Here is a 26,567-nt window from a genome sequence, read left to right as displayed (position 1 = left end):
CCTGGCAGCCGGCATCTGGCACAACTGGACCACCAACGCCAAGACCAAACGATCCCTGATCGCCTACGACCACTGAGAACATCGGACTCACTCATCTAATCGCCCGAACCGGCCGTCCCCGACCGCCCACCGGCGTACCGGGGGCCGGGCGCCGGTCAGCGGCGCCGTGTTCGCGCCGGGCCGCTGACCGCCTCGACCAGGAACCAGCCCACGACGGCCGCGAGGACCGCTGCCGGCGCGGAGACGCGCACGGCGACGAGCAGGGCGGTGTGCCCCTCCAGGAGTCCGCCGAAGCCGACCATGGACAGGCCCAGGACGCCGAACAGGCACAGCGTGACGCCGAGGGCCGCCACCGGGCCGGACGCGGTGCGGGGCTCGGCCGGGCCGCGGGCGGCGGCGGGCCGCTCGAAGCGCCGGAAGGCCGCGACGAGCAGCGCGGTGACGGCGGTCGCCGCCGCGATCCGCAGCGGGACCTGCGCCCACCACCCTCCGGTGGCGGGCTCCGGCAGCGGTACGCGCAGGGCGAGCAGCGCCCCGTACACGCCGAGCATCGCGGTGAGGTGCCACAGGAACGCCGTCATCGCGACGCCGTTCGCGGCGACCACGCCGCGCCATACACGGGGGCGGGCCAGCAGCCGTCCGGCCGGGCCGCGCAGCAGCTCGACCGCGCCGACGAGCCACAGCCCGTGGCAGAGCAGCGCCGCCGTCGGCGGGGACATGTTGCTGATCTTCTCGCCGGGCATCCCGACCATGGACAGGGGGTACGGGCCCGCGGCGACGAGCGCGACGGCGCCCGCGAGGCCGGTGAGGGCCAGCGCCGCCGGTACGCGCAGACCGCGGGCGGCGAGGCGGCCGTCGGCGCGCAGGAACCCGAGCTGGTGGACGGCGAGCCAGACGAAGGCGAAGTTGAGGAACTCCACGTACGGGACGCCGAGGGCGAAGCGCAGCACGTCCACGGCGGCCGCCGCCGCGACGAGCGCGCCGAACGCGCCCCACCCGTAGCGTTCGTGGAGCCGCAGCAGCGGCGGGGTGAAGGCGACCATCGCCAGGTAGATGCCGATGAACCAGAGCGGCTGCGCGACGAGCCGGGCGGCCACGCCGGTCAGCGAGCCGTCCGCGCCGAGGAGTTGGACGCTCAGCGCGCCCGCTCCCCAGACGCCGATGAAGACCATGGTGGGGCGCAGCAGCCGCTGGAGCCGGGCCCGCAGGAAGGCGGCGTAGAGGGAGGCGCCGGGTTCGCCGCGGCGGGCCAGGGACCGGTAGGACAGGGCGTGCGAGAAGCCGCCGACGAAGAAGAAGACCGGCATGATCTGGAGGAGCCAGGTGAGCGGCTGAAGGGCCGGTTCGACGGCGAGGAGGTTGCCCACGCTCGCCTCGCCGTGTCCGTCGACGGTCACGGCGGCCATCAGCCAGTGGCCGAGCACGACCGTGCCGAGCGAGGCGACGCGGAGCAGGTCGATGTAGCGGTCGCGGCCGCTGGGCGTGGCCTCGGCGAGTGCGCGTACGCCCGTACGCTCCGCGGCCGGTCGTCGGGGGCTCTTACCGGGTCTCATACGGGCACGATCGCCCGGCGGGCGGCCCTTACGGCACGGTGCCGGTACTCAAATCCCCCGGCGGGGTGTGAGTACCGGTACTCATCTCGCGCCGCGCGTCAGCCGGTGGGCAGTACGGTCGCGCCCGGCGCCGGGCCGGTGGCGACGCGCGCCGTGCGGCAGGTGCCGGAGGCGAGGAGGGCGTCGGCGACGGTACGGGCGGAGGCCGCGTCCTTCGCCAGGAACGCGGTGGTCGGTCCGGAGCCGGAGATCAGCGCGGCCAGCGCGCCGGCGGCCGTGCCCGCCGCGAGGGTGGCGGCGAGGGAGGGGCGCAGGGAGACGGCGGCGGGCTGGAGGTCGTTGCTCACCGCCGCCGCCAGGGCGGCCGGGTCGCCGCTGCCGAGGGCCGCGAGGAGCGCGGGCGACGGGTCGGGGTCGGCGGGGAGGTCCGCCGTGGTCGCGCCCGTGCCGGCCGCCTCGCGGAGCCGGTCGCACTCGCCGTAGACGGCCGGGGTGGACAGGCCGCCGTCGGCGACCGCGAACACCCAGTGGAAGACGCCGCCGACGTCGAGGGGGGTGAGGAGCTCGCCCCTGCCCCGGCCCAGCGCCGCGCCGCCGAGCAGGCTGAACGGCACGTCGCTGCCCAACTCGGCGCAGATGTCGAGGAGTTCGGCCTGGCCGGCTCGGGTGCCCCACAGCGCGTCGCAGGCCGCGAGGGCGCCCGCGCCGTCCGCGCTGCCGCCGGCCATGCCGCCGGCGACGGGGATGTCCTTCGCGATGTGGATGTGCACGTCGGGCTCGCGCCCGTACCGTCGCGCGAGGGCGATCGCGGCGCGCGCCGCCAGGTTGGTGGCGTCGAGGGGGACGTGGTGGGTGTCGGGCCCGGAGCAGGTGACGCGCAGGGCGTCGGCGGGCGTCACGGTGATCTCGTCGTAGAGCCCGACGGCCAGGAAGACGTTGGCCAGCCCGTGGAACCCGTCGTCCCGGCGCCCGCCCACGGCGAGCTGCACGTTGACCTTGGCGGGGACGCGCACGGTGACGCCGGGGCCGGGGGCGGGGCGGGCGGGGACGCTCATCGGCCGCCCTCCGCGTCGGCGCCGGCCGGGCCGCGGCCGTCGGCGGGCGGTCCGTACGTGCGGTGGCCCGCCGCCCGTCCCGTGCTGTCGCCGGCGGCGGCCGGCTTCTGTTCGGCGATGGCGATGAACTCCTCGACGGTGAGGGATTCGCCGCGGGCCTGCGGGGAGACGCCCGCGGCGGTCAGCGCGGCCTCGGCGGCGGCGGCGGAGCCGGCCCAGCCGGACAGGGCGGCGCGCAGGGTCTTGCGGCGCTGGGCGAAGGCGGCGTCGACGACGGCGAAGACGTCGCGCTTGGCGGCGGTGGTGCTGATCGGCTCGGCGCGGCGGACCAGGGAGACGAGGCCGGAGTCGACGTTGGGGGCGGGCCAGAAGACGTTGCGGCCGATGGAGCCGGCGCGCTTGACGTCGGCGTACCAGGCGGCCTTCACGGACGGCACGCCGTACACCTTGGAGCCGGGCTGCGCGGCGAGCCGGTCGGCGACCTCGGCCTGGACCATGACGAGGCTGCGCTCGATGGTCGGGAACGCCGCGAGCATGTGCAGCAGCACCGGCACGGCGACGTTGTACGGGAGGTTGGCGACGAGCGCGGTCGGCGGGGGGCCGGGCAGTTCGGCGACGCGCATCGCGTCGGAGTGGACCAGTTCGAAGCGGTCGGCGCGCTCGGGGAGCCGGGCGGCGACCGTCGTGGGGAGCGCCGCGGCCAGCACGTCGTCGATCTCGACGGCGGTGACCCGGTCGGCGGCCTCCAGCAGCGCCAGGGTCAGGGACCCGAGCCCGGGGCCGACCTCGACGACGACGTCGTCGGGCCGGACGCCGGCGGTCCGGACGATCCGGCGGACGGTGTTGGCGTCGATGACGAAGTTCTGGCCGCGCTGCTTCGTCGGGCGCACGCCGAGCGCGGCGGCCAGGTCGCGGATGTCGGCGGGGCCCAGGAGGGGGCCGGGATCGTCTGTGGTGGGGCTGGAGCTCACCCCTGGAGTTTACGGCCGCAGACGGGCCACGGACTCGCCCCCCGGCTGACGTACAGCTTCTTGGCCCGGAAGGTCTGCTCCGCGGCCGGTGCGTCCTGCGGCCGTCCGCTGCCGCCGAGCGCGTGCCAAGTGCGGGTGTCGAACTGGTAGAGCCCGCCGTAGGTGCCGGAGGGGTCCACGGCGTTCGGCCGCCCGCCGGCCTCGCACTGGGCGAGCCCGTCCCAGTTCAGGCCGTCGGCCCCGGTGGGCCGGGGCCTGACGCCCACCCGCACGATCTGGGCGCGGGGCTCGCTGACGGTCTCCGTGCGGATCCTCCGCGGCTTCTGCTTGACGCCGTTGACGGTCCGCAGTTCGTAGGTGACGCGCCGTACGCCCTGCCGCCCGGCCGTCTCGACGGCCTCGGTGCCCTTGAAGAGCGTCGGGTCGTCGCGGCGCTCCGTGCGGAAGGGGATGGCTTCCTCGCGCGCCTCCTCGCCGGCGGTGATGCGCATGACGGAGATGGTCTGGCCGTCGCGGGGGAAGCTGTCGGGGGCCACGGAGGTGGAGTCCTGGCCGTGCAGGGCGATGCCGGCCGCGGCGACGGCCTCGCGGACGGTCGCCGCGTTGGTGGCGACGGTGTGCTCGCGGCCGTCGGCCATGAAGGTGACGGTGCGTTCGGTGCGTACGGCCAGGTCGAGGCCGCCGCGGGCGATGGTCCGCGAGGCGGCGACGGAGAGGTGGGCGCCCTCGGCGCGCACGCCGAGTTGGCGCAGCGCCCCGGCGACGGTGCGGGCGGTGGTCCACACGCGGTGGTGCTCGCCGTCGAGGTCGAGGGTCAGCGGCCGGCCGTAGCGGACGGTGATCTCGTCGCCGGCGGTGAGCTCGTGGTGGCGGCCGGGCGCGACGACGTCGTGGGCGCCGAGGGGCACGCCCTCCTCGGCGAGGAGTTCGTCGACGTCGTCGGCGAAGGTGTGCAGGGTGCGGGGGGCGCCGTCGACGTCGAGCCGTACGGCCTTGTCGCTGGCGACGAAGGCGGAGGTGCCGCCCGCGAGGAAGGCGACGACGAGGGCGCGGGGCACGAGGCGGAGCAGCCCTTCGGGGCGTCCGGAGGGGCGTTTGCGGCGGGCGACGCGGCGCGCGGCGGCCCGCCCGCCGCCCGGCTCGGGGAGCGCCGGGTCGGCGGCGGCCGGCTCGCAGGGCCCCGCGTACGGGTTCTCGTGCGGGTTCTCGTACGGGCCCGGGTGCGGGCTCTCGCACGGCTCGTGAGGCCCGTACGCGGCCGGGCGCGCCGACTGCCGGGGCAGTTGCGGCTCGGCCCGGCGGGCGGGGGCTTCGGCGCCGCGGTACGCGGCTCGGTGGCTGCCCTGTGCTTGACTCACGCGACGCTCCACGGGGTCCGACCGCTGGTCCGGCTCCAGGCCCGGCCCGGCGGCCCGGCTCTGGCCGGGAATCTAGCGGAGCGTCGCGTCACTCTCCAAAGTCGGCCGGTCACACAGTGTGGCGCGGCTCCGGGTAGCCGAAGGCGCGGGCGGTGTTGCGGGCCACGGCGGCGGCGAGTTCGTCCTCGTGCAGGCCCTTGACGTCCGCCATGGCGCGGAGCGTGACGGGGATGAGGTACGGCGCGTTCGGGCGGCCCCGGTACGGCATGGGGGTCAGGAACGGCGCGTCCGTCTCGACGAGGATCAGCTCCCGCGGGGCGACGGCGAGGGCGTCGCGCAGCGGCTGGGCGTTCTTGAAGGTGACGTTGCCGGCGAAGGACATGTAGTACCCGGCGTCCGCGCAGACCTTGGCCATCTCGGCGTCGCCGGAGTAGCAGTGGAAGACGACGGTCGCGGGGGCGCCTTCCTCTTCGAGGACGCGCAGCACGTCGGCGTGCGCCTCGCGGTCGTGGATGACGAGGGCCTTGCCGTGCCGCTTGGCGATGTCGATGTGGCGCCGGAAGGAACGCTCCTGGGCGGCCATGCCCTCGGGTCCGGTGCGGAAGTGATCGAGGCCGGTCTCGCCGACGCCGCGGACGTGCGGGAGGGCGGCGAGCCGGTCGATCTCGGCGAGGGCGGCGTCCAGGGCCGCGTCCCCGCCCGCCGGGCGGGCGCCCTGGCGGGACCGGCCGTCGGGGTCGCCGAGGACGATGCGGGGCGCCTCGTTGGGGTGCAGCGCCACGGTCGCGTGGACGTTCTCGTGGGCGGCGGCCGTCTCGGCGGCCCAGCGGGATCCGGCCAGGTCGCACCCGACCTGGACGACGGTGTGCACGCCGACGGACGCGGCCTTGGCGAGGGCCTCCTCGACGGTGCCCCGCTGCATGTCCAGATGGGTGTGCGAGTCGGCGACGGGCACGTTCAGGGGGGTCGGGAGCGGCGGTGGGACGTCCTGGTCCTTGGGGTCGCCGCTCTGCTTGCCGCTCTTCGGTGCTGTTGCCGCCATGCTCGCGATTCTATGAGCCCTCACGGGCCGGCCGGGGCGGGGCTCACTTCCGGTGGTGGAAGGGCTTCAGCAGGTCGGCGAGGTGCCAGTGGTGGTGCCCGGCGCGGAGCGCGGGCTCGGCGGGCGCCTCGCTCCCGTCGCGTCCGCCGTGTCCGCCGCGGATCAGCGGTTCGGGGCTCGGGGCGCTCGCGACGGAGGCGCCCGGTGCGGCGTGCGGAGGGCTGTGCAGGGCCTCGGTGACCATGGAGACCCGGCCGGAGCGCATGATGCGCACGACGTGCGCGCCGCAGTTCGCGCAGGTCGGGGTGGTCAGCGGGGACGGGACCCGGGCGCCGTCCGCGTAATAGACGACGAAGGCCCGCCCGTGGGTGTCCACGTGGTGCTCTATCTCGTAGCTCTGCTCCCAGCCGTGCCCGCATTTCATGCACGCGAAGGCGTACGCCTCGTGGGCGTTCTGATCCGATGCGCGCCTCGGGTGGGCGATGGGGTGGACACCACTTGAGGTTCCTGCGATCTCGCTCATGGCAGCTCCTCTTGTCCGTAGACAAGTCTCTCCGGGAACGGACGTCCCACCTCCAGAGAACGCCTTTCCCGGCGGCGGCGCGAGCGCCCTTCCGCGTATTGGGAAAAATTTGGCGACTTGATATCGCAAACGCGCGGCTGCCATGCCTGAGCTTTAGGTTTTCACGATCGTCCTTTGCCCTCCGCGGTTCCCTGCCGGGCGGCGTTCTTCGCCGCGACGACCGCGTCGAACACCTCCCGCTTCGGCAGCCCGGCCTCGGCCGCGACGGCGGCGATGGCCTCCTTGCGCCGCTCCCCCGCCTCTTCCCGTACGAGCACCCGCCGGACCAGTTCGGCGGGGTCCAGGTCCTGCGGCCCGGCGGCCGGGGCGCCCTCCACGACGACGGTGATCTCGCCGCGCACGCCCTCGGCGGCCCACTCGGCCAGCTCCTTCAGCGGGCCGCGCCGGACCTCCTCGTATGTCTTGGTCAGCTCGCGGCAGACGGCGGCGCGGCGGTCCTCGCCGAAGACCTCGGCCATGGCGGCGAGGGTGGCGTCGAGCCGGTGCGGGGCCTCGAAGAAGACGAGGGTGCGGCGCTCGTCGGCGGACTCGCGGAGCCGGCCGAGGCGCTCGCCCGCCTTGCGGGGCAGGAAGCCCTCGAAGCAGAACCGGTCGACGGGCAGCCCGGAGACGGCGAGGGCGGTCAGCACGGCGGACGGGCCGGGGACGGCGGTGACCTTGACGCCGCGCTCGACGGCGGCGGCGACGAGGCGGTAGCCGGGGTCCGAGACGGACGGCATCCCCGCGTCGGTGACCAGCAGCACCCGCGCGCCGCCGGTCAGCGCGTCGACGAGTTCGGGCGTGCGGGCCGACTCGTTGCCCTCGAAGTAGGAGACGACGCGGCCGGTGGTGTGCACGCCGAGCGCCTGGGTGAGGCGGCGCAGCCGCCGGGTGTCCTCGGCGGCGATCACGTCGGCGGCGGCCAGTTCGGCGGCGAGCCGGGGCGGGGCGTCGGCGACGTCGCCGATGGGGGTGCCGGCGAGGACGAGCACGGCGGGGGCGCTGGCGGGGGTCTCAGTGGATGCGGCGTTCACCGTTCCATCCTCGCAGGGGCGGGCTCCCCGCCCGGCCGTACGGGCCTCCGTGCGCGGTGCGCCCGCGCCGCCCCACGCCGAGCCGTGCGCCGCCCCGCGACTCGCACAGATGAGTTCCCTACGATGGCGCGGTGACCAGTGACACCGCGACGCAAGCCCAGCGGGGCCGGGCCGCCGACGATCAGCAGCGGAACTGGCGGCGGGGGCTGCGCCGGTTCGGCTACGCGGGCCGGCCGCGTACGGACCTGCGGGAACGGCTCGTGCCGCCGTTCCCCGAGCCCGGCGTGCGGCTGTGGGCCGCGCTCGGCGTCGGTCCCGGCGCCGCGCGGCGGCTGGCGCGCTGGACGGGGTGGGGCGGGCCGCTGCTCGTCACGCTCCTCGCGGGGCTGCTGCGCTTCTGGCGGCTGGGGTCGCCGCGCTCGGTGATATTCGACGAGACGTACTACGCGAAGGACGCCTGGTCGCTGTGGAAGTACGGGTTCGAGGCGTCCTGGCCGAAGGACGCCAATGACCAGATCCTCCAGACGCCGCAGCACATCCCGGTCAGCGACGCCGCGTCGTACGTGGTGCATCCGCCGGTCGGCAAGTGGGTCATCGGCCTGGGCGAGCAGGTCTTCGGGCTGACGCCGTTCGGCTGGCGGTGCGTGGTGGCGCTGCTGGGGACGGCGTGCGTGCTGATGCTGTGCCGGATCGGGCGGCGGCTGCTGCGCTCCACGTTCCTGGGGTGCCTGGCGGGCACGCTGATGGCGGTGGACGGGCTGGCGTTCGTGATGAGCCGCACCTCGCTGCTCGACTCGGTGCTGGTCTTCTTCGTGCTGGCGGCCTTCGGCTGCGTGCTGGTCGACCGGGACCGGACCCGCGCGCGGATCGCGGCGGCCCTGCCGGTCGGCCCGGACGGGCTGGCCCGCCCGGACGCGGACGTCGGCGACCGGCTGAAGCTGGGGTGGCGGCCGTGGCGGCTGGCGGCGGGCGTCTGCCTGGGCCTGGCGTGCGCGACGAAGTGGAACGGCGCGATCTATCTGGCGGCGTTCGGCCTGCTGGCGGTCCTGTGGGACGTCGGCTCGCGGCGCCTGGCGGGGGCCTACCACCCGTACCGCTCGGTGCTGCGGCGCGATGTGCCGTGGGCGTTCCTGTCGACGGCGGTCGTCTCCGTCTGCGTCTATCTGGCGTCGTGGACCGGCTGGTTCGCCAAGAGCGGTACGTACAGCAAGTCGGCGGGCTGGCAGCACAGCGGCTACTTCCGGCACTGGGCGGAGACGGAGGGCGGCTACAGCGCGGACGGCTTCCTGGCCGGGGTGCTCAATCCGCTGCGCAGCCTGTGGCACTACGAGACGGAGGTCTGGAAGTTCAACACCGGCCTCACGTCGCCCCACACGTACCAGTCCAATCCGTGGAGCTGGCTGATCCAGGGCCGTCCGGTCTCGTACTTCTACGAGTCCCCCAAGCCCGGCCAGGACGGCTGTCCCAAGGACGCGGTGGGCAAGTGCGCCCGCGAGGTGCTGGCCCTGGGCACCCCGCTGCTGTGGTGGGCGGCGTGCTTCGCGCTGCTGTATCTGCTCTACCGCTGGGCGTTCAAGCGGGACTGGCGGGCCGGCGCGATCCTGTGCGGGGTCGCGGCCGGCTATCTGCCGTGGTTCAACTACCAGGAACGGACCATCTTCCTGTTCTACGCGGTGGTGTTCCTGCCGTTCCTGTGTCTGGCCCTGGCGATGATGATCGGCGCGCTGCTGGGGCCCGCGGGCTCCTCGGAGCGGCGGCGGGTGGTGGGCGCGGTGGGCGCGGGCGCGCTGGTCCTGCTGATCGTGTGGAATTTCATCTACTTCTTCCCGATCTATACGGGGCAGGCGATTCCGCTGGACGCGTGGCGGAACCGGATGTGGTTCGACAGCTGGATCTGAGGCCGTTCCGGGGGCCCGTAGGCGTGCACCCCGGCTCACACCACGCGCCTCTCACGTCGCGTAGAGTGCGCGCTGTCAAGTTTTAATCAGATGATTAAAACCCGGTGGGGCCTGAGGGGGGCTGGGACATGCGCACTGGTGTGAAGATCGCGGTCGGCGGGACGATCGCCGTGGTCGTCGGGGTTGCCGGGTACGGCGCCTACAACATGATCGACGGCATCTCGGACAGCAGCACGGCGGCGCACAGCGAACCGGCCGCCGACCGCACCGGGCCGCCCAGCGCGGACGAGATCCACGAGACGGCCAAGGGCTTCCTCGACGCGTGGGCGGACGGCGACCCGGAGAAGGCGGCGGACTTCACGGACAACGCGGGGGCGGCCGTGACCGCGCTCACCGGGTACCGCGAGGACGCCCATGTGAAGAAGGTGTCCTTCAAGCCGGGCGCGGCCGTCGGCTCGAAGGTGCCGTTCGCGGTGACCGCCGAGGTCTCCTCCGGGGAGCACCACGCCACATGGACGTACGACTCCGCCCTCACCGTGCACCGCGGGAAGAACAGCGGGCGGGCGCTCGTCGACTGGAAGCCCGCCGTGCTCCACCCGAAGCTGCAGCGCGGCCAGCACCTGACGACCGGCGGCTCCCACCCGCAGATCACCGCCGTCGACCGGCACGGCAAGGAGCTGAACGACAAGGACTATCCGTCGCTCGTCGCCGTGCTGCCCCAGCTGCGCGAGAAGTTCGGGGACAAGGCGGGCGGCGAGGCCGGACTGGAGGTGTCGATCGAGCCGGACGGCCAGCACACCCCCGGCCCGGTCCTCTTCACGGTCTCCAAGGGGAAGCCCGGCAAGCTCCGGACCACCCTGGACGCCGCGGCTCAGCGGGCCGCCGAGAAGGCGGTGAAGGCGCAGAAGGAGGCGTCGGTGGTCGCGGTGCAGCCGAGCACCGGCGAGATCCTGGCGATCGCCAACTCCAAGAAGACCGCGTTCAACCCGGCGCTGATGGGGCAGACCGCGCCGGGCTCGACGATGAAGGTCATCACGGCGGCGACCCTGCTGGAGCGGGGCAAGGCGTCGCCGGGCAAGGCACTGCCCTGCCCGAAGTACGAGACGTACGGGATGAAGTTCCACAACGTGGAGGGCGCCGCGAACCCCGGCGCGACCTTCGCCCAGGACTTCGCCGCCTCCTGCAACACGGCCTTCATCTCGCTCGCCAAGGACATCCCGGACGACGCGGTGTCCGGCGTCGCGAAGGACGTCTTCGGCATCGGGCTGGACTGGAAGACCGGGCTGTCGACCTTCGACGGCAGCGTGCCGAGCGACACCGGCGCGGGCAAGGCCGCCGCGATGATCGGCCAGGGCCGGGTGCAGATGAACCCGCTCACCATGGCCTCCGTCGCGGCCACCGCCCGTACCGGCTCCTTCCACCAGCCGTACGTCGTCGCGCCCTCGGTCGACGACCGCGAGCTGGCCAAGGCGGCCCGCTCGCTGCCCGGCCCGGTCGCCAAGGACCTGCGGTCGATGATGAAGCTGACCGCGACCCAGGGCACGGGCCAGGGCGCGATGGCCGGGCTCGGCTCGGACGTCGGGGCCAAGACCGGCTCCGCCGAGGTCGACAACCAGGCCCGCTCCAACGGCTGGTTCACCGCCTACCGGGGCGACGTCGCGGCCGCCGCGGTCGTCCCGCAGGGCGGGCACGGCGGGGACTCGGCCGGGCCGATCGTCGCGGCGGTGCTGCGCGCCAAGTGACGGGGCGAGCGGCGCGGGAAGGGTGGGCGGCCGGCGGCCTCCGGGTGACGGAAACGACCTCGCGTGGCCCGTACACCGAGCGCTAGCGTCGGGGCATGAGCACACCTGACACCGCCCACCCCCGCTTCACCGAGGCCCTGCGCGAGCTGAGCCCCGACGTGGCGGTCCGCCGCTTCCCCGACGCCACCCGCACCGCCGTCGAGGCCGCCGCCGCGGTCGGCTGCGAGCTCGGCCGGATCGTCGAGTCCCTCGTCTTCGAGGCGGCCGGGGAGCCGGTGCTGGTGCTCATGGACGGCTCCTCGCGGGTCGAGCACGCGGGCGGGGTCCTCGTGCGCGAGCGCGCCGCGTGACGCCGCTGATCGCAACGGCGGTGCTCATCGCCGCCATCACGCACGCCAGTTGGAACGCCATCGCCCACGGCATCAAGGACCAGCTGATCGCCTTCACGCTGGTGGGCGGCGGCGGGGCGGTCATCGGCGTCGCGCTGGCCTTCTTCACGCCGCTGCCCGCGTCGGGGGCGTGGCCGTATCTGCTCGGCTCGGCGGTGCTGCACGTCGTCTACCAGGCGCTGCTGATGCGGTCCTTCTCGCTCGGCGACTTCGGCCAGATGTATCCGATAGCGCGCGGCACCGCGCCGCTGGTGGTCACCGTGCTCGCGGCGGTCTTCGTCGGGGAGCTGCCGGACGGCTGGCAGACGACGGGGGTCGTGGTGGCCTCGGCGGGCCTGGTGGGCGTCGCGCTGTGGGGCATCCGCGGCGCGCGCCCGCACTGGGCGGCGATCGTCGCCGCCGTCGCCACGGGCCTGGCCATCGCCTCGTACACGGTCGTCGACGGCGTCGGCGTACGGGCCTCGGGCACCCCGCTCGGCTATATCGCCTGGCTGATGATCCTGGAGGGGGTCGCCATCCCCGCGTACGCGCTCGCCTCCCGGCGCGGCGAACTGGGGGCGCAGCTGCGCCCGTACGCGGCGCGCGGGCTGGCCGGCGGACTGCTGTCGGTCTTCGCGTACGGGCTGGTGCTGTGGGCCCAGACGCGGGCCGAACTCGCCCCGATCGCGGCGCTGCGGGAGTCCTCGATCATCGTGGGCGCGGCCATCGGGGCGGTGTTCTTCAAGGAGCGGTTCGGCGCGCCCCGGATCGCGGCGGCGGGGCTGATGGTGGTGGGCATCGGGTTGATGCTGCACGCGAGTTGAGGCCCGCGCCCGTATCAGCCCGGTCGGCCCGCGCGCCCGCCCGCATGCGCCCCCTTTCCCGAAAATGTGACGCGTATCACCAAGCCCTTCGAAGCGACTCGCCACCCCGTGGGCGAATTGCCGGGGTTGCAGTAGTTCACTTCAAGACATGCCGTGTGCATGATCCCGGTGAAGGTTTCGGGCCAGGGGGTGCGATGGAATTCCGTCAGCTGATCACGTTTCAAAGAGTGGCGTCGTTAATGAGCTTCACGCGCGCCGCCGAGGAGTTGAGCTACGCCCAGTCGAGCGTGACGAGTCAGATCCGCGCGCTGGAGACGTCGTTGGACGTCGAGCTGTTCGACCGGCTGGGCGGCCGGATCAGGCTGACGGAGGCGGGTGAGCGGCTGCTGGAGTACGCGGAGCAGATCCTCGCCCTCGCCGACGAGGCCCGCTCGGACGTCGCGGGCCGCGACGGGCCGGCGGGCACGCTGGTCATCGGCACGATGGAGAGCATCACCTCCTACCGCATGCCGCCGCTGCTGGAACTCTTCCACCACCGCTACCCCCGGCTCCAGCTCTCGCTGCGGCCCAGCCTCTGCGCGGAGACCTGCCACGCGCTGCGGCAGGGCACCTTCGACGTCGGCTTCCTCATGGAGGAGCAGACCGACCGGCCGGGCCTGGAGACGATGATGCTGGCGGAGGAGCCCCTGGTGCTGGTGTCCGCGCCCGGCCACCCGATGACCGCGATGGGCGAGCTGACGCTGGACGACCTGCGGGGCGCCTCGGTGGTGGCGACGGAGGCCGGCTGCGCCTACCGCGATCTGTTCGAGGAGGAGCTGAAGGGCGCCGAGACGGCGTCGTTCCTGGAGTTCGGGACCATCGAGGCGATCAAGCGCGGCGTGATGGCCGGGCTCGGGGTCTCGCTGCTCCCGAAGATCACGGTGGCCGCCGAGCTGGCGCGCGGGGAGATGACGGTGCTGCCGTGGCAGCCGCCGTTCAAGGTGTTCACCCAACTGGCCTGGCGGCGCGGCAAGCGGCTGTCGCGCGAGATGAAGCTGTTCATCGACCAGACGGCCCGGCTCATCAAGGAAGAGCCGTCGGCGACGGCCTGCTGAGCGCCGCCTGCCGCGGGCGCGCGCGGACGCCCGTACGGCCGAGGGGCCCTGACGCGGTCGGCTGCGACCGTGCCGGGGCCCCTCGGCCGAGGGCTGTCCGTTCTGGCAGTGCTGTCGGGGCTGGTCGTGCTGTTGGGGCTGGTCGTGCTGTTGGGGCTGTGAACAAAATCAGTAAGAGACTCAGTAGTGGACGCGACGGTTCTCCGGGGTCTGGCGGTAGCGGATGCTCCACTGGTTGCGGCGGACGTAGGTGCGCTGGAGCCAGCGGTCCGCGCCGTCGTAGCGGGCGGTGAACTGGGTACGGGCGTGCAGCCCCTTCCGGTTGTTGATCAGCAGCGCCTCGCCGGGCCGCAGGAAGACCTCGTGGGCGACCTCGCGGCAGGCCGACTGCACCCGGTCGAGCGCCGCCTGCGCCGCACTGGTCATGGCGCGCACCCCGTTGGCCGACGAGGAGATCTCCGGGGAGTCCTCGGGGCCGCTGATGATCGCCACGGGATCGGAGAGCACCTCGGTGTCGCCGGCCACGTCGCGTACGTAACTGCCCGGCGCGTTCAGCCGGAACAGCGGGCTCCGCAGCAGTTCCAGGGTGCGGTCGTCGAGGACCCGCACGATGTCGCGGGCGTCCGCGTAATGGGTGGCGGCGATCCCCTCATGGTCGGCGCGCAGGCAGCTCAGGACGAGGAAATCGGGGTTGCTGACGTCATAGCGGCCGATGAGGTCGTGAACGATGTCGTTGTGGAAGTTGAGGAAGACGGTGGAGCCCTGGTTGGTCTGGGTCATGGCGCCGCCGGGCACGGGGATCACGTCGTGGACGAGCTGCCCGTTCTTCTCCGTGCGGAAGCCGACCGGCTCGCCCAGCAGCCCCGACAGCGCCAGCAGCACGCCCTCGGCCACGAAGGTGGGCTTGTCGCGGGCGGGCCCGCCGTCGCCGGGCGTCTTCGGCAGGTGCTCGTCCACGGGCAGGTTCTGGAGGTAGCCGACGCCCGGGGTGTCGGTGTGCCGACCGAAGTCGAGGATCTGCTGGAGCAGGTCGACCGGCAGGGTGGCGAAGATCTGGTGGTAGCGGGCCATCGCGTGGTCGATGCGGTCGTTCGGATCGGGCTCGGCCGCCAGTTGCCGGCCGATGGCGTCGCGCACCGCGTCCGGCAGCACCATGTGCCCGAGGGTCTGGGCGGGCCGCCGCGCGGCGGGGGCCGTCCGGCCGCTCGAAGTGGTCTCGGTGGTCGGGCGGTTGTCGACGACGGGCGTGCTCATGGCGGTACTCCTTCGGGGTAGGTGCTCGGTGGTGGTACGTGCTCGGTGAGGTGCCGTGCTCGGTGATGTGCCGTGTTCAGTGATGGGCCGTGTTCAGCGGCGGTACGTGCCCGGCGGCGGGCCGTGTGCCCGGCGTCCTCAGAGGGGCCGGATGCCTTCGCGCGGTACGGGCAGGGAGTCGTGCAGCTTCTGGGCGAGCTCCTGGGCCTCGGTGTCGTCGGCCGCGATATGGGTGGTCACGCGGCTGCCGGTGATCTCGGCCACGGGGATGCCCACGAGCCGCGACTCGGGCAGTCCGTGCTGCCGCTGGAAGTGGTCGAGGTCGAGATAGCCGCCGATCAGGGCCAGGTGCGGGCCGTCCTCCAGCCGCACGGTGTCCACCCCCTGGGCGTGGAAGAGGCTGTGGGCCCGGTCGGCGTAGGCCGCGTCGGCGTAGGCAAGTACGCGCGAGTGCCGGTTGAGGATCACCGCGGCGGCGGGGGCGCCGTCCGCGCCGATGACGGTGCCCTCCTCGAAGGGGGCCCGGTTGCGCCGGCAGACGAGGGTGATGCCGTGCTTCTTGGCGGTCCGCACGGCCCGGCGGTGCAGCACCTTGGCGCCGTGCAGCGACATCAGCGAGGCGGCGTCGTAGGCCATCTGCCGCAGCAGCCGGACGCCGGTGACCAGGTTGGGGTCGGCGCTGTAGACGCCGTCCACGTCCGAGTGGATCTCGCACCGGTCGGCACCGACGGCCGCGGCGACGAGGACCGCCGAGAGGTCCGAGCTGTTCTTGCCGAGCCAGGTGGGCCGGCCCTCGGCGTCGGCGGCCTGTCCGCCGGGCACGACCACGATGTCGTGGTCCTCCAGCGCCTGCCGCAGCGGCCGCGGGTCGAGGTCGCGGACCTTCGCCCACATGTAGGTGCTGTCGGTGGTCAGGCCCAGCTGGTGGCCCGCGAGCACGGTGGCCGTGAGGCCCTGCTGGTGGAGGGCGGTGGTCAGGAGGTGGGCGCTGACGGTGTCGGCGAGGGTCAGCAGTCCGGCGACGCTCGCGTCCTGGGGGTGCTCGTGGACCTGGTGGAGGCGTTCGCGCAGCCGTTCCGTCTCGCCCGGCATGGCGCTGACGACGACGGCCAGCGGCCGCTGCTCGCTCGCCTTGCGCGCGGCCAGCGCCTGGGCGAGTTCCGGGTACGAGCGGTGGGTGGCGAAGGTGGAGCCGCCGAACTTGAGGGCGATGGGCGTGGTGTTCACAGTGGTCCTGTCGTTCGCGGCGGTACGGGCGGGTTCGGCGGTCACAGCACACCTCGCTCGACGAGCGCCTCGGCGATCTGGAGGGCGTTGAGGGCCGCCCCGATGCGCACGTTGTCCGCCACCGCCCAGAGCCAGAAGGCGCGGGGGTTGTTGCGGGTGACGCGGACGCGTCCGACGTGCACGTGGTTGGGGTCGCCCGCGGTGCGCGGGGTCGGGAAGGCGCCGAGCTCCTCCCGGTCGTGGACGGTGACCTCGTCGAGCGCGGCCAGGGCCCGTATCAGCTCGTCGCGGTCGACCGGGGCGTCGCACTCGATCCAGGCGGCCTCCGAGTGGCTGTTGACGACGGGGACGCGGACGCAGGTGGCGGTGATGTCGAGGTGCGGCAGGCCGAGTATCTTGCGGGACTCCTGGAGCATCTTCTGCTCCTCGAAGGTGAATCCGTCGTCGAGTCTCCGGTCGATGCTGGGGATGACGTCGAAGGCCAGCGAGGGGCTGAAGGTCTTCGAGACGCCGGGGCTGTCGGCGTCGGCGAGGACGGCGCGGGCGCCGTCGCGGAGTTCGTCGATGCCGGAGTAGCCGGCGCCGGAGGCCGCCTGGTACGTGGAGACGACGGCCTGCCGGATGCCCCAGCGGTCCTCCACCGCGCGGAGCAGCCGGACCAGCGGGATGGTGGAGCAGTTGGGGTTGGCGATGACGCCGCTGACCGGGCGTTTCTCCAGTACGTGGGCGTTGACCTGGGGGACGACCAGGGGGGTGTCCGGGTCCATCCGGAAGGCGCTGGTGTTGTCGATGACCAGCGCCCCCTGGGCGACGGCCTTGGGCACCCAGGTGGTGGAGACGGAGCCGCCGGCGGAGAAGAAGGCCACGTCGACGGCGGAGAAGTCGAAGCCGTCCAGGTCGTGCACCCGGTGGGCGCGGCCCTCCACAGTCACTTCGCGGCCGGCGGAGCGGGCGGAGGCGACGAGGTCGATGGAGCGGTAGCGGAAGCCGCGTTCCTCGATGAGCTGGATCAGGGTGGTGCCGACGACGCCGGTGGCGCCGACGAGCGCGATGCGGGGGGCTGTGGGGTCGGTGACGAGCGGCATGGTGTCCTCCTCGGGTCGCGGTGCGTTGAGGTGCGTCTGCTGTATGCGGTGCCTTTTCGGACGGTGGTGCGGTGCGGTGGTTCGGGGGTGTCAGGGGTGCCGGGAGTGCTGGGGGGCCGGGGCCCGCGGTCCGCGGGCCCGGTGACCGGGCTCAGACGCCGGTGCGCTCGGTGGTGCTGGGGGCGGGGGCCTGGAGGGCCTTGGAGGCGGCGGGGACGTAGCCGGCCGGGGTGCGGCGCAGCCGGGGGTGCCAGCCGAGGTTGATGCCGAGCGAGGCGCCGACGATGAGCGGGATGCCCAGGGCCTGCACCCAGCTGATGTGGTGTCCGTAGACGGCCCAGTCGGCGACCATGGCGGCGGCCGGGTAGATGAAGGCGAGGACGGCGATCTTCGAGGTGGGCAGCTTCTGGTAGGCGGAGTACATCAGGACGTACATGACGCCGGTGTGGATGAGGCCGAGGCCCACCAGCCAGGCCCAGCCGCTGCCGAAGTGCGCGCTCTCGCTCAGGGTGGCGAAGGGGAGCAGCAGCGGGATGCCGAGGACGACCTGGACGAGGGCGATCAGGTGCGGCTTGACTCCGGTGACGCGCTTGGTGATGACGGTGGACAGGCCGTAGAAGAGGGCCGCCAGGAGCGCGTAGCCGAGGCCGATCATGTACGTGCTGCCGCCCTTGAGGTCGGACGAGGAGACGCCGGCGACCAGGACGAGCCCGATGAACGCGACGGCCAGCCAGCCGGCCTTGTGTGCCGTGATCTTGTCGCGGAACAGGATGGCGCCCAGGAGCACCACGAAGAACGGCTGTGTGTGGTAGACGACGGTGGCCACCGAGATGGATGTGGCCTGGTAGGACTCGAACAGGAACGCCCAGTTGAAGACGATGAACACGCCGCCGAGCGCGGCGAGTCCGAGCTTCTTGGGGGTGAAGCCGTGGTTCTTGAAGAGGCCGCGGATCAGGCAGTAGAGGCCGAGGAAGACGGCGCCGAAGACGCAGCGGAAGAAGACCACGTTGAACGGGGAGGCGCCGGACTGTACGACGAAGACGCCGAGGGTGCCGGAGAGGAGCATCGCGGCGGTCAGCTCGATGGCTCCGCGCGACTCCTTGTTCGCCGGCGCGGCGGCGGGCGCGGCGGCCGGAGCCGATGCCGCCGATGCCGCTGCGGGTGCCGGTGCCGGTGCCGCCGAGGGCGTCGCTGCCGACGCCACGGAGGGCGTTGTTGACGTGCTCATGCCATGCTCCTTCTCTGGGGGTGATGCGGGGTGGGGAACAGCGGGTTTCAGGGGTGGTGCGACCCGGACCCGGCGGGCGTCGCGCGCCCGATCTGACGGCCCGTCATGCTCATTGCCCGCGCGGTCAGTACGCGGGGACGGCGTAGTGCAGGCCGCCGTCGAGCCACAGCGCGTTCAGCCCGCGCGGCACGGCCAGACCGGAGGCCGGCCCGAGGTTGCGTTCGTAGATGTCGCCGTACGTGCCCACGGCCCGCAGCACGCGGTGGGCCCAGCCGTCGTCGAGCCCGAGCGCGGGGCCCAGCGCGTCCGCCGTACGGGCCGCCTCCCGCGCCGCGCTCGCGGCGGCCTCCGCGTCCTCGGCGCCGCGCGCCGCGTATTCGGCGGTCAGGAGGAACTGGAACACCCAGCGGCAGATCCGGAACCACCCCGCGTCGTCGTCCCGCACGGCCAGCGCCATCGGCTCCCGCGAGATCGTCGTCTCCAGCAGCGAGTGCGCCGAGGGGTCGGCGAGTTCGGCGCGGGCCCCGGCCAGGGCGATGCGGTCCAGGACGTAGGCCGCGCAGTCGCCCGCCGCGTAGGCGGCCAGCGCCTCCCCCGGCGTCGGGTGGGCCACAGGCTCGACGCTCAGGCCGCGCGCTCCGTACCAGCCGGCGAGGTTGGCCGCGCTGGTGGTGCCGGCCTGCACCGCGAGCCGCTTGCCGGCCAGGTCGGCCGGGTCCGTGAACCCGTCGGCCGTACGGACCAGGAAGCCCTCGCCGTCGTAGCAGGTGACCCCGGCGAACAGCACCGGGCCGCCCGTCTCCCGGCCGAGCGTCCAGGACAGGTTGCAGGTCACCAGGTCCGCCTCGCCCGCCGCCAGCCGCTCCAGCCGCTCGGCCGGATCGGTCGGCAGCCAGGTCACGGCCTCCGCGTCGCCCAGCACCGCGGCGGCCACCGCCCGGCTGACGTCGACGTCCAGGCCGCGCCAGCGCCCGTCGGCGCCCCGCGCGGAGAGCCCGCGGATGCCCCGGCTGACGACGGCCCGCAGCCGCCCCTCGCGCCGGACGCGCTCCGCCGTGGCGACGGCGAAGGCCGCCGACCGCCCGCTCGCGGCTTCTCCGGCCGCTTCCGTGCTCATCAACGTCGCGTTCACAGCAGGCTCCTCACAGAAGGCCCGACCAACTGCTCGCGGTCGAAGCGGCGTTCGTTGTAGCCGAGCATGTCGATCAGGCCGCGGGCGCTCACCGGCCGGCGGTCGCCGCCGGTGTCCGCGACCGGCATGGCCCCGGGGTTCGACCAGCGCAGGTCGCCGCCCGGCTCGATGCCGGCCCGCGAGCGGTTGGCGTTGTCGCGGTGCAGGCAGTACGGCACGTCGAGGTGGCCGCGGGCGAAGGCGTTCACCAGCGCCGCGCCGACGTCGTCGCCGAACTGGAGCGTCGAGGCGATCAGCATCCGCGCCTCCTCGTAGACGCCGGTCCGGGTCGCCGCGGCGGCCGGCCGGGGGTTGCGCGCCTCGTCCTCGGCGACCGCCGCCGCGAACTCCAGCGCGTCCACGTTCTCCTCGATCGTCGGGATGCGGTGCGCCTCCACCGCCGTCTTCACGATCAGCCGCTCGGCGCCGCTGCTCACCGCGAGCCGCGCGCTGTCCTCCAGCATCCGGAAGGCCCCGATCACGGTGCGCGGGAAGACGCCCATGTACGTGTAGAGGACCACGTGCCAGTCCACCGGCCCCAGCCACTCCCCGGCGAGCCTGCGCAGCGCGGCGAGCGCCTCCAGGTCCTGGTCCGGGTGGGTCTGCTGGGCGTAGCTGACGGAGATGCTGCGCACCCCGTGCTGCCGGAAGAACATGGCCTCCAGGACGCTGAGCGCGACCAGCAGGCTGGGCGGGCAGAGCTGGCCGAGCATGCAGCCGCCGAAGGTCTCCAGGTGGATCGGTTCCGGCTGGTCGGCCAGGATGCGGCAGCACTCCTCCCACGCGGCCGTCGCCTCGGGCAGCGGCACCCGGCTGTAGGGCAGGCAGTACGAGACCGGTCCGCCCTCCGTGGCGTCCGCCCCGGCCTCGACCAGCGCGCGGAACAGCTCCTGCGGCAGCGCCGAACCGTGCCGGAACTGCACGGGGAAGTCCTCGCCCGCCACGCCGTCCAGCAGCTCCCGCGTGGTGTCCCTGCCGTGCGCCACGACGGGGAAGCCGTTGAGGTCGTCGCCGTCGCGCAGCGCCCGCCGGGCCGCATCGTGGTCGTTGACGCGGGTGTAGCTGTCGACGGTGACCGTGCCGATGGTGGCGCCGCGGGCGGCCTTCGCCGCTTCCAGCCCCGCCCGCATCGCCGCCGTGTCCGCGAACCCCATGCGGGGCTGCACGACCAGCCGGCCCTGCTCGCTGTTGCGCCGCACGAAGCGGGAGAAGCGGCCCTGCGGGCTGCCCTGCTCTACGGGCTCCGCGCCGGGAATCGTCGCCGTGACGCCATTCATTTCACACCTCCATTCGCGGCAGCGGCCAGCTCGCGCCGGTGAGAGTTGTTTTCCAGGGCACCGAGAAAAGAATCAAATTCAGCGAGTCCGGCCTCGGACTCGAAGGCGGCGTCGTAACCGGCGTCCACCAGTTCGGCGCTGAACTGCGCATTGGCCGCCCCTCGCACGCCGAGCTTTCCGCCGATGACGACGCGGAGACCGGCGAGTTCGGCATCGGACCGGATCTTCCGGATAAGACGGAGCCCGTCCAGGTGGCCGTGGCCATTGACGGTGCTCACCACCAAGGCATCAGGTCTGGCGAGCCGGCATTCGGCGAGGATCACCTCGTCCGGAACGCAGGCGCCGAGATTGATCACCTCCCCTCCCCGCTCTTCCAGCAAAAGCTGGAGAAAGACCAGGTTCCACATATGGGCATCTGATGACACGCTGGTGACGACGAATCGTCCGCTGCGTGCCAGGGATATCGTTTCCATTTTGAATCCCTGCCTCGGTAACTCCGACGCACATGAAGTTACGGGCCGCGGCGCCCCCGGGTCCACGCTCGCCTGGGGGACAGAAACGATGCCCCCATCGGTTCAGCCGATTGCGCAGGTCAGGGGCGGTGCGAGGGGGGCTGCGGCGGGGCGGGGAAAGGGCGTTTCCGAGGGGCCTGGCCCCTCGTCCGCCTCACTCGCCCTTGAGGACTCCTCGGAGGCCGCCGTTGCCGCTGAGGATGCCGCCGTCCACGGGGAGGGTGACACCGGTGATCCAGGATGCGTCCCGCGAGGCGAGAAAGGCAACCGCCGCCGCGATGTCCTCCGGCTCGCCGACCCGGCCGAGCGGATAGAGCAGGGCCGCCCGCTCCAACACGTCCTCGCGCCCACGCCAGTTGGGGGTGCGGACCGTGCCCGGCGCCACGAGGTTGACCCGCACCCCGCGCGCCGCCGACCGGCCCGCCAGGGTGCGCGTCAGGCTCGCCAGGCCCGCCTTGGCGGCGCTGTAGGCGTGGTTGCCGAAGTCCTGCTCGCCGTTGACGGAGCCGACGTTGACGATCGCGCCGCGGCCGTCCGCGGCGGCCAGGTGCGGCATGGCGGCGCGGGCGCAGCGGAACGCGCCGGTCAGGGTGGTGTCCAGGTCCCGCTGCCAGTGCTCCTCGTCCTCGTCCTCGATGAGCGGGGCGTCCGGGTGGCAGGACATGGCGTTGTTGACGAGGACGTCGAGCCGCCCGAACCGCTCCGCGGCGTGCGCGACCGCCGCGTCCACGGCCGCCTGGTCGCCCACGTCGCAGGCCAGCGCCTCGGCCTCGGCGCCCCTCGCGCGGAGCGCGGCGGCCGCGTCCTCGGCCCGCGCGCCGTCGAGGTCGGTGAGCAGGACGCGGGCGCCCTCGGCCGCGAAGCGGGCGGCGGTGGCGGCGCCGATGCCGCGGCCGGCGCCGGTGACGATGACTGCGTATCCCTCGAACCTCTGCACCGCGGGCTCCTCTGACTGGAGTGTCCTCAACCGCCGGACGGGCTGGAAAGTACGGGTGTCATCTATAGCAGCGGCGCGGAGGCGCTACGGCTGGGCCGCCGAAGCCGCAGAAGACGCCGAAGCCGCTGAGGCCGCAGAAGACGCCGAAGACTCCGAAGCCCCCAAAGACGCGGCCACCGCTCGTACCAGTGCCTGCGCCCGCGGGTCCGCCGTGACGTTCCGCTGCATCCCCGCCGTGACGTAGCCGAAGGCTATGGAGGATTCGGGGTCGGCGAAGGCGAGGGAGCCGCCGCGGCCGGGGTGGCCGAAGGAGCCGGGGGACAGCAGGGGGCAGGCCGGGCCGTGCAGCATGTGGCCGAGGCCGAAGCGGGTGTTCACGACCAGGACGCGGTCCGGTCCCGCGGACTCCTCCGTACGGGCCAGGGTGAGCGTCGCGGGCGCGAACAGCCTGGGGCGGCCGTCCACTTGGCCGATGAGCGCCGCGTAGAAGCGGGCCAGCGCCTCGGCGGTGGCGACGCCCGCGGAGGCGGGCAGTTCGGCGGCGGAGTAGGCGGGGTCGTTCTCGTCCGGCGCCGGGTCGATCGCGCCGAAGGCCCGGCGGGTGAGCGAGTCCGGGTCGCCGTACGCGTCGGCGACCGACTTCTTGGGCCGCACCCGCAGCCCCTGCGAGGCCGGCGGCGCCGGCGCCTCGACGGGGGCCAGCCGGCCGACCCGGCCCCGCTCCCGCTCCGGCAGCCCGACCCACAGGTCGAGGCCGAGCGGCCCGGCTATCTCGTCGGCGATCCAGCCGCCGATGGTCCGGCCGGTGACGCGCCGTACGAGCTCGCCGATCAGCCAGCTGTACGTCTGGGCGTGGTAGCCGTGCGCCGTGCCGGGCTCCCAGGCCGGGGCCTGGGCGGCGACGGCGCGCGGGCCGCTGACGCCGTCGACGGCCTCGGCGAGGGTCAGCGGGCGGTCGAGCACGGGCACCCCGGCGCGGTGCGCGAGCAGGTGGCGTACGAGCACCCGCTCCTTGCCGTTCTCCTTGAACTCGGGCCAGTACCGGCCCACCGGCGCGTCCAGGTCGACGAGGCCGCGCTGGTGCAACAGGAGCGGCACGGCGGCGGCCACGCCCTTGGTGGCGGACCGCACGACCTGCGCGGTGCCCCGCTCCCACGGCGCGCCGTCCGGCCCGGCGGCGGCGTCCCGCACCCCGCCCCACAGCTCCACGACCTTGCGGCCGTCCCGGTAGACGGTCACCGCCGCGCCGCGTTCGCCGCGCCGCGCGAAGTTCGCCGCGAAGGCGTCCCGGACCGGTTCGAAACCGTCCGCCACCGTGCCCTGGACGTCCACCACTGAACCGCACTCCCACTTGTGCCCGTGCCGGCAGCCGTACCCGCCGCGCGGGTACCGCGTGTACCGATTGCTTCTGATTGCCTTGATTGCACCTCCATGGTGCAACGCGCCCGCCGCTCCTCGCGGACCGGGGTCAGCGCATCGGCACGGTAACCGAACGCGGGTCGAATCCGAAGGGCAGTTCCAAGCGGTGGGCGCGCATCAGGGCGTCGTCGCAGAGCAGCTCCTGGGTGCCGCCGTCGGCCGCGATGACGCCGCCGCTGAGCACGACCGCGCGGGGGCACAGCTCCAGCGCGTACGGCAGGTCGTGCGTGACCATCAGCACGGTGACGTCCAACGACCGCAGGATGTCCGCCAGTTCGCGCCGGGAGGCCGGGTCGAGGTTGGAGGACGGCTCGTCGAGCACGAGGATCTCCGGCTCCATGGCGAGCACGGTGGCGACCGCCACGCGCCGCCGCTGCCCGTACGAGAGGTGGTGCGGCGGCCGGGCGGCGAAGGCGGCCATGCCGACGCGCTCCAGCGCCCGTACGACCCTGGCCTCCAGCTCCGGGCCGCGCAGCCCGGCCGCGGCGGGGCCGAACGCGACGTCCTCGCGGACGGTCGGCATGAAGAGCTGGTCGTCGGGGTCCTGGAAGACGATGCCGACCCGGCGGCGGATCTCGGCGAGATTCCGCTTCTCGACGGGCAGGCCCGCGACGCGCACGGTCCCGGCGCCGCCGTCGAGGATGCCGTTCAGGTGCAGCACGAGGGTGGTCTTGCCCGCGCCGTTCGGCCCGAGCAGCGCCAGCCGCTCGCCGCGGGCGACGGTCAGATCGACGCCGAACAGGGCCTGGTGGCCGTCCGGGTAGGCGAAGGCGAGCCCGGAGACCTCCAGTGAGGGCGGGGCCGTCAGGTCAGAGGCCATGTCCATCCAATGTCCATCCGATCAGGCAGACCGCGAGCGCGGCGAGGGGCAGTACGGCGGCGCGGGCCCATTGCGCCCGGGTCGCGGCGATCTCGTCGATCACCGGCATGGCCCCCGCGTAGCCGCGGCTGACCATGGCCAGATGCACGCGTTCGCCGCGTTCGTACGAGCGGATGAAGAGCGCCCCGGCGGTCTTGCCCAGCACCCCCCAGTGGCGCACGCCGCGCGCCGTCCAGCCGCGCGATTCGCGGGCGACGCGCATCCGGCGCAGCTCGTCCGTGATGACGTCGCCGTAGCGGATCATGAAGGACGCGATCTGTACGAGCAGCGGCGGCAGCCGCAGCCGCTGGAGCCCGAGCAGCAGGGCGCGCAGCTCGGTGGTGGCGGCGAGGAGCACGGACGCGGCGACGCCGAGCGTCCCTTTGGCGAGGACGTTCCACGCGCCCCACAGCCCGGACTCGCTGAGCGACAGCCCGAGTACGTCCACCCGCGCGCCCTGGGCCACGAACGGCATCAGCACCGCGAACCCCACGAACGGCGCCTCGATCAGCAGCCGCTTGAGGAGGAAGCCGGGCGGCACGCGGGCCGCCGCGGCGACGGCCGCGAGCAGCAGCGCGTACAGGGCGAACGCCCAGAGCGCCGTGCGCGGCGTCGAGACGACAACGAGCACGAAGCAGAAACCGGCCGCGATCTTGCAGTGCGGCGGGAGGAGGTGCACGGGCGAGTGGCCGTGCCGGTAGAGCCGGTGCGCGTGGCCCGCGCCCATGTCAGGCGGTCCCCCGCTCGCGGACGTCGGCGGCGGGGGCGGCCGGAGCGGCGGCGCTTCGGGTGCGGCGGCGGTGGACGGTCCAGGCGACCCCGGTTCCGACGACGAGGGTCGCCCCGACCCCGATAACCCCCGCGAGCCCCCCGGCCAGGCGGACGTCGGAGACGTCCTTGACCTGGTAGTCGGCGAGCGGGGAGCCCTTGGCCGCGTGGTCCTCGGCCTTCCGGTCGATCCCCTTGTCATGGGCCACCTTCTCCAGCCCGTCGGGGCTGGCGGAGGCGTAGTAGCTCCCGAACCCGGCGAGGGCCAGCGCGGCGACGAGCCCGACGAGCTTGATACGGCGGGTGGACCGGGCGGGGGCGGGGGGCGCGGCCGTCGCGTCGGCGGGCGCGGCGGCGGGCGCGGCGGCGGACGCGGCGGCGGACGCGGCGGGCGACGTGCTCGTACGGGCGGCAGCACCGGCGAGGGGGGCGGGTTCCGTACCGTCGGCGCCCGCGACCGTACCGGCGACGGGAGCCGGACCGGCGACGCCCGAGACCGTACCGGCGACGGGTTCCGTACCGGCGACGCCCGAGACCGTGCCGGCGGCGGGTTCCGTATCGGCGACGGGAGCCGGACCGTCAGCGCCCGCGACGGTACCGGCGGCGCCCGCGACCGTACCGGCAGGTGCGCCCCCGCCCGCCCCCGACGGCCGGATTTCCAGCCGGGCCGCGAGGCCCTTGGCCCCGTGGACCAGGTCGGGGCGGACCGCGACGACCGCGCCGACCGTCAGGGCCGTGATCGCCGCCTCGCCGATGCCGATCAGCACATGGACGCCGACCATGGCCGTGAAGACCTTGCCGATGGCGATGTCCGTGGTCCCGCCGAGCGCGTAGAGCGCGGTGAAGACGACGGCCGCGGCGGGCACGGAGACCAGGGCCGCCACGAAGGACGCGGCGGTGACGCCGGACCGGCGGCGCGGCAGCACGGCGAGCAGCAGCCGGAAGAGGGCATAGGCGACGACCGTCGTGGTCAGCGCCATGTCGGTGATGTTGACGCCGAGGGCGGTGAGCCCGCCGTCGGCGAAGAGCACCCCCTGCATCAGCAGCACCACGGATATGCAGAGCACGCCCGTGTACGGGCCGACGAGTATCGCGGCCAGCGCGCCGCCCAGCAGATGGCCGCTGGTACCGGCCGCGACGGGGAAGTTGAGCATCTGGACGGCGAAGATGAACGCCGCGACGAGCCCGGCCAGCGGCGCGGTGCGTTCGTCGAGTTCGCGCCGGGCGCCGCGCAGGCTGACCGCGACGGCCGCGGCGGCGACGGCGCCGGTCGCCAGGGATACGGGGGCGTCGATGAATCCGTCGGGCACATGCATGGCGGGACTCCGC

General features: G+C 73.7%; 23 protein-coding genes and 1 pseudogene. 5 read left to right on the top strand and 19 right to left on the bottom strand.

Annotation, left to right across the window (positions count from 1 at the left end; translation table 11 throughout):
- Positions 1–155: 155 nt before the first annotated feature.
- From AB0I49_RS27485 to rsmI, 7 genes are all read right to left on the bottom strand, one after another.
- Positions 156–1,553 (bottom strand): acyltransferase family protein, encoded by a 1,398-nt coding sequence (locus AB0I49_RS27485; RefSeq protein ID WP_363229776.1) that lies wholly within the window; start codon positions 1,551–1,553, stop codon positions 156–158.
- A 98-nt stretch (positions 1,554–1,651) separates the two neighbouring features.
- The gene (locus AB0I49_RS27480; RefSeq protein WP_363229775.1) at positions 1,652–2,608 is read right to left on the bottom strand and encodes a 4-(cytidine 5'-diphospho)-2-C-methyl-D-erythritol kinase; all 957 of its coding nucleotides are present in this window, start codon (positions 2,606–2,608) and stop codon (positions 1,652–1,654) included.
- The gene (gene rsmA / locus AB0I49_RS27475; RefSeq protein ID WP_363229774.1) at positions 2,605–3,579 is read right to left on the bottom strand and encodes a 16S rRNA (adenine(1518)-N(6)/adenine(1519)-N(6))-dimethyltransferase RsmA; all 975 of its coding nucleotides are present in this window, start codon (positions 3,577–3,579) and stop codon (positions 2,605–2,607) included. Before rsmA ends, AB0I49_RS27480 begins: the two co-directional genes overlap by 4 nt.
- Positions 3,576–4,937: a ubiquitin-like domain-containing protein gene (locus AB0I49_RS27470; RefSeq protein WP_363229773.1), complete on the bottom strand. Its 1,362-nt coding sequence runs from the start codon at positions 4,935–4,937 to the stop codon at positions 3,576–3,578. The genes rsmA and AB0I49_RS27470 overlap by 4 nt, the downstream gene beginning before the upstream one ends.
- Positions 4,938–5,046: 109 nt before the next feature.
- Entirely contained in the window at positions 5,047–5,979 is a 933-nt protein-coding gene (locus AB0I49_RS27465) for a TatD family hydrolase (protein WP_363229772.1), read from the bottom strand.
- Positions 5,980–6,022: 43 nt separating this feature from the next.
- Complete coding sequence (locus tag AB0I49_RS27460; RefSeq protein ID WP_363229771.1) at positions 6,023–6,502, bottom strand: hypothetical protein; 480 nt, start codon at positions 6,500–6,502, stop codon at positions 6,023–6,025.
- A 161-nt stretch (positions 6,503–6,663) separates the two neighbouring features.
- On the bottom strand, positions 6,664–7,575 hold the full coding sequence (gene rsmI / locus AB0I49_RS27455; RefSeq protein WP_363229770.1) for a 16S rRNA (cytidine(1402)-2'-O)-methyltransferase: 912 nt from the start codon (positions 7,573–7,575) through the stop codon (positions 6,664–6,666).
- 131 nt (positions 7,576–7,706) lie between these two features.
- Between rsmI and AB0I49_RS27450 the strand changes: the two genes are divergently transcribed.
- The 5 genes and pseudogenes from AB0I49_RS27450 (at position 7,707) to AB0I49_RS27430 (ending at position 13,501) form a co-directional block, all read left to right on the top strand.
- On the top strand, positions 7,707–9,473 hold the full coding sequence (locus AB0I49_RS27450; protein WP_363229769.1) for a phospholipid carrier-dependent glycosyltransferase: 1,767 nt from the start codon (positions 7,707–7,709) through the stop codon (positions 9,471–9,473).
- Between the two features lie 128 nt (positions 9,474–9,601).
- Positions 9,602–11,215 (top strand): penicillin-binding transpeptidase domain-containing protein, encoded by a 1,614-nt coding sequence (locus AB0I49_RS27445; protein WP_363229768.1) that lies wholly within the window; start codon positions 9,602–9,604, stop codon positions 11,213–11,215.
- Between the two features lie 95 nt (positions 11,216–11,310).
- Positions 11,311–11,526, top strand: a pseudogene (locus AB0I49_RS27440) (YbaK/EbsC family protein); the annotation flags it as partial.
- Positions 11,527–11,561: 35 nt separating this feature from the next.
- Complete coding sequence (locus AB0I49_RS27435; protein WP_363229767.1) at positions 11,562–12,407, top strand: DMT family transporter; 846 nt, start codon at positions 11,562–11,564, stop codon at positions 12,405–12,407.
- Between the two features lie 194 nt (positions 12,408–12,601).
- Complete coding sequence (locus AB0I49_RS27430) at positions 12,602–13,501, top strand: LysR family transcriptional regulator (RefSeq protein WP_363229766.1); 900 nt, start codon at positions 12,602–12,604, stop codon at positions 13,499–13,501.
- Between the two features lie 180 nt (positions 13,502–13,681).
- Here the strand turns inward: AB0I49_RS27430 and AB0I49_RS27425 are convergent, their stop codons facing one another.
- The 12 genes from AB0I49_RS27425 to AB0I49_RS27370 form a co-directional block, all read right to left on the bottom strand.
- Positions 13,682–14,755 (bottom strand): TauD/TfdA family dioxygenase, encoded by a 1,074-nt coding sequence (locus AB0I49_RS27425; protein WP_363229765.1) that lies wholly within the window; start codon positions 14,753–14,755, stop codon positions 13,682–13,684.
- Positions 14,756–14,893: 138 nt separating this feature from the next.
- Positions 14,894–16,027 carry an aspartate kinase gene (locus AB0I49_RS27420; RefSeq protein ID WP_363229764.1) on the bottom strand — a complete coding sequence of 378 codons (1,134 nt, stop codon included), beginning with the start codon at positions 16,025–16,027 and terminating at the stop codon, positions 14,894–14,896.
- Positions 16,024–17,067 carry an aspartate-semialdehyde dehydrogenase gene (locus AB0I49_RS27415; RefSeq protein ID WP_363229763.1) on the bottom strand — a complete coding sequence of 348 codons (1,044 nt, stop codon included), beginning with the start codon at positions 17,065–17,067 and terminating at the stop codon, positions 16,024–16,026. Before AB0I49_RS27415 ends, AB0I49_RS27420 begins: the two co-directional genes overlap by 4 nt.
- A 151-nt stretch (positions 17,068–17,218) precedes the next feature.
- The gene (locus AB0I49_RS27410; RefSeq protein ID WP_363229762.1) at positions 17,219–18,295 is read right to left on the bottom strand and encodes a DMT family transporter; all 1,077 of its coding nucleotides are present in this window, start codon (positions 18,293–18,295) and stop codon (positions 17,219–17,221) included.
- 124 nt (positions 18,296–18,419) lie between these two features.
- Entirely contained in the window at positions 18,420–19,427 is a 1,008-nt protein-coding gene (locus AB0I49_RS27405) for a transporter substrate-binding domain-containing protein (RefSeq protein ID WP_363229761.1), read from the bottom strand.
- Entirely contained in the window at positions 19,424–20,743 is a 1,320-nt protein-coding gene (locus tag AB0I49_RS27400) for a methylaspartate mutase (protein ID WP_363229760.1), read from the bottom strand. The genes AB0I49_RS27405 and AB0I49_RS27400 overlap by 4 nt, the downstream gene beginning before the upstream one ends.
- Positions 20,740–21,216 carry a cobalamin-dependent protein gene (locus AB0I49_RS27395; RefSeq protein WP_363229759.1) on the bottom strand — a complete coding sequence of 159 codons (477 nt, stop codon included), beginning with the start codon at positions 21,214–21,216 and terminating at the stop codon, positions 20,740–20,742. The genes AB0I49_RS27400 and AB0I49_RS27395 overlap by 4 nt, the downstream gene beginning before the upstream one ends.
- A gap of 193 nt (positions 21,217–21,409) precedes the next feature.
- Complete coding sequence (locus tag AB0I49_RS27390) at positions 21,410–22,192, bottom strand: SDR family NAD(P)-dependent oxidoreductase (protein WP_363229758.1); 783 nt, start codon at positions 22,190–22,192, stop codon at positions 21,410–21,412.
- 84 nt (positions 22,193–22,276) lie between these two features.
- A complete protein-coding gene (locus AB0I49_RS27385) occupies positions 22,277–23,527 on the bottom strand; it encodes a serine hydrolase domain-containing protein (RefSeq protein WP_363229757.1) in 1,251 nt (416 codons plus the stop codon).
- Positions 23,528–23,660: 133 nt separating this feature from the next.
- A complete protein-coding gene (locus AB0I49_RS27380; protein ID WP_363229756.1) occupies positions 23,661–24,431 on the bottom strand; it encodes an ABC transporter ATP-binding protein in 771 nt (256 codons plus the stop codon).
- On the bottom strand, positions 24,421–25,197 hold the full coding sequence (gene cbiQ / locus AB0I49_RS27375; RefSeq protein WP_363229755.1) for a cobalt ECF transporter T component CbiQ: 777 nt from the start codon (positions 25,195–25,197) through the stop codon (positions 24,421–24,423). The genes AB0I49_RS27380 and cbiQ overlap by 11 nt, the downstream gene beginning before the upstream one ends.
- 1 nt (position 25,198) lies before the next feature.
- Complete coding sequence (locus tag AB0I49_RS27370; protein ID WP_363229754.1) at positions 25,199–26,554, bottom strand: energy-coupling factor ABC transporter permease; 1,356 nt, start codon at positions 26,552–26,554, stop codon at positions 25,199–25,201.
- Between the last annotated feature and the right edge of the window lie 13 nt (positions 26,555–26,567).

The organism is Streptomyces sp. NPDC050617, from assembly GCF_040654795.1.
GTDB lineage: Bacteria > Actinomycetota > Actinomycetes > Streptomycetales > Streptomycetaceae > Streptomyces.
Note: the sequence above shows the minus strand (reverse complement) of the source record. Positions and strands in the feature narration are given on the sequence as shown.